Raw genomic sequence first — 3166 nt, 5'->3', positions numbered from 1 at the left:
AGGCGCGACGGGTACGTCCGGGGTAGGAGTGAAATCCCGTAATCCTGGACGGACCGCCGATGGCGAAAGCACGTCGCGAGAACGGATCCGACAGTGAGGGACGAAAGCCAGGGTCTCGAACCGGATTAGATACCCGGGTAGTCCTGGCCGTAAACAATGTCTGCTAGGTGTGGCTCCCACTACGAGTGGGTGCTGTGCCGTAGGGAAGCCGCTAAGCAGACCGCCTGGGAAGTACGTCCGCAAGGATGAAACTTAAAGGAATTGGCGGGGGAGCACTACAACCGGAGGAGCCTGCGGTTTAATTGGACTCAACGCCGGACATCTCACCAGCATCGACTGTAGTAATGACGATCAGGTTGATGACCTTATCCGAGCTTCAGAGAGGAGGTGCATGGCCGCCGTCAGCTCGTACCGTGAGGCGTCCTGTTAAGTCAGGCAACGAGCGAGACCCGCACCCTTACTTGCCAGCAGTACCGCGAGGTAGCTGGGGACAGTAGGGGGACCGCCGTGGCTAACACGGAGGAAGGAACGGGCAACGGTAGGTCAGTATGCCCCGAATGTGCTGGGCAACACGCGGGCTACAATGGTCAGGACAAAGGGTTCCTACTCCGAAAGGAGACGGTAATCTCAGAAACCTGATCGTAGTTCGGATTGTGGGCTGCAACTCGCCCACATGAAGCTGGATTCGGTAGTAATCGCGTGTCACAAGCGCGCGGTGAATACGTCCCTGCTCCTTGCACACACCGCCCGTCAAAGCACCCGAGTGAGGTCCGGATGAGGCGTACCTCGTACGTCGAATCTGGGCTTCGCAAGGGGGCTTAAGTCGTAACAAGGTAGCCGTAGGGGAATCTGCGGCTGGATCACCTCCACCGACCCGAGACCTCCCTTTCGGGAGGCTCACCTTAGACCGTCACCACGACGGTCACTACTCATTCGCATTGGACTGTAACCGTCCGCCCACCCACCGGCTTGGACACCTTAGAACGACCACGGCTCACACAACACACCACGCGAGAACCTTCCCGTCAGGGAAGGTGGGCTCATAGCTCAGCGGTAGAGTGCCTCCCTTGCAAGGAGGATGCCCTGGGTTCGAATCCCAGTGAGTCCATGTCCGTTCGGTCCGAATCCGTCCCCTTATATGGGAGACGCGATTCGGATTGGACACGACGACCGATGCACCATCCCGGGAAACCGCGGATGGGAAGGGTTCGACGAACGCCCCGTCACACCCGGGGCGATTCAATGACAACCGTGTATACGTGCGATCCAGACGTCCACTGAACTCATCCGAGTTCGTGGAACGTCAGTGAACCATATACAGTCGGGTGACATTACGTCACTTGACCGTCAGTGACTCTCCTTCGAGAGTCGACTGACACACTACTGGCTACTGTGCCAGCTGGTGAATGGCTCGGCTCGAGAGCCGACGACGGACGTGCCAAGCTGCGAAAAGCTCGTGGGACCCGCATGGAGGGGAAGAACACGAGATCTCCCAATCGGAATCCGTTCAACAATTGCCACGCGCAATAGGGAACGCCCTGAATTGAAACATCTCAGTAAGGGCAGGAAAAGAACGCAACAGCGATGTCGTCAGTAACCGCGAGTAAACGCGACACAGCCCAAACCGAAGGTCTTCGGACCAATGTGGTGTTCGGGTTGACAACCAAATCTCGACACTCTCTCAGAAGTCTCCTGGAACGGAGCGTGAAACAGGGTGACAACCCCGTATGAGAGAGCAGTACGGATGGCGTCAAATCCAGAGTAGTAGGGGTCGGATATCCTCTATGAACATCTCAGGCATCCCCTGAGAAGGCTAAACACTCCTCGAGACCGATAGCGAACAAGTAGCGTGAGCGAACGCTGAAAAGCACCCCGAGAAGGGCGGTGCAATAGGGCCTGAAATCAGCTGGCGATCGAGCGACAGGGCGTACAAGGCGTCTCCTGAAACGACCGAGGAGCGATCCTCTAGTAGGAAAGGAGACGAGCCGGCGTCGTGTCGTGCGTTTTGAAAAACGACCCAGGGAGTGCACTTGATTGGCGAGTCTAACCCGTGAACCGGGGAAGGCGCAGGGAAACCGATACGGCCGCAGCATTGCGAGGGCCACCGTGTTCAAGCGCGGGGAGTCAATTGGGTGCGACCCGAAACCAGGCGATCTACGCGCGAGCAAGGTGAAGCGTGGCGAAAGCCACGTGGAGGCCTGTTAGAGTTGGTGTTCTACAATACCCTCTCGTGACTCGTGTGTAGGGGTGAAAGGCCCATCGAGCCTGGCAACAGCTGGTTCCAACCGAAACATGTCGAAGCATGACCTCTTCCGAGGTAGCCCGCGGGGTAGAGCTACCGATTGGATGACCCGCCTCCGAGAGGAGTCGGCCATCCTGTCGAACTCCAAACCCGCAGGCGCCGTAGACGAAGGGAGTCCGGTGCGCGGGGTAAGCCTGTGTACCGTGAGGGGAACAACCCAGAGCCGGGTTAAGGTCCCAAAGTGTAGATTAAGTGCGATTCGAAGGTGGTCTCAAGCCCTAAACAGCCGGGAGGTGAGCTTAGAAGCAGCTACCCGCTAAGAAAAGCGTAACAGCTTACCGGCCGAGGTTTGAGGCGCCCAAAATGATCGGGGCTCAAATCTACCACCGAGACCTGGCCGTGCCTGTCAAAGGGCAACCGCGTAGGTTGGCGTACTGGTCGGACGGAAGCCCGGGCGAGAGCTCGTGTGGACCGTCCAGTAACGACAATCCTGGTCACAGTAGCAGCGATAGTCGGGTGAGAACCTCGACGGCCTGAAGAGCAAGGGTTCCTCGGCACTGCCGTTCAGCCGAGGGTTAGCCGGTCCTAAGGTGTACCACAACTTGACTACACCGACGGGAAGCTGGTTAATATTCCAGCGCCATTATGCAGTAAACGCCGACGCCGTGTGGAACGCTGAGCCGGGCATTCGCCCGGTCGAATCGTGGAAACTCGTGGACGCCGTCACGGCACGAAGCGAGCGAAACGCGAAACAGCGAAAGTCAGCCGTACATAGGGCCCGTGAAAAGGCAAGCATAATGTCCGTACCGAGATCCGACACAGGTGCTCTGCCAGCGCAAGGCAAGGCCTGTCGGGAGAACCGACGTTAGGGAATTCGGCAAGTTAGTCCCGTACCTTCGGAAGAAGGGATGCCTGCTCTCTACG

The 3166-nt window shown here is 58.0% G+C and carries 1 tRNA gene and 2 rRNA genes; all 3 read left to right on the top strand.

Going from position 1 to position 3166, the window contains the following annotated elements:
* A 16S ribosomal RNA gene (locus tag ABNG04_RS17955) occupies positions 1 to 869 on the top strand; the annotation flags it as partial.
* 167 nt (positions 870 to 1036) lie between these two features.
* A tRNA-Ala gene (locus ABNG04_RS17950) sits at positions 1037 to 1108 on the top strand.
* Between the two features lie 270 nt (positions 1109 to 1378).
* Positions 1379 to 3166: ribosomal RNA gene (locus tag ABNG04_RS17945) — 23S ribosomal RNA — on the top strand; the annotation flags it as partial.

Source organism: Halorubrum miltondacostae, from assembly GCF_041379815.1.
Taxonomy (GTDB): Archaea; Halobacteriota; Halobacteria; order Halobacteriales; family Haloferacaceae; genus Halorubrum; species Halorubrum miltondacostae.
The sequence above is the reverse complement of the archived record's forward strand: the minus strand, read 5'-3'. Positions and strand labels throughout refer to the sequence as shown.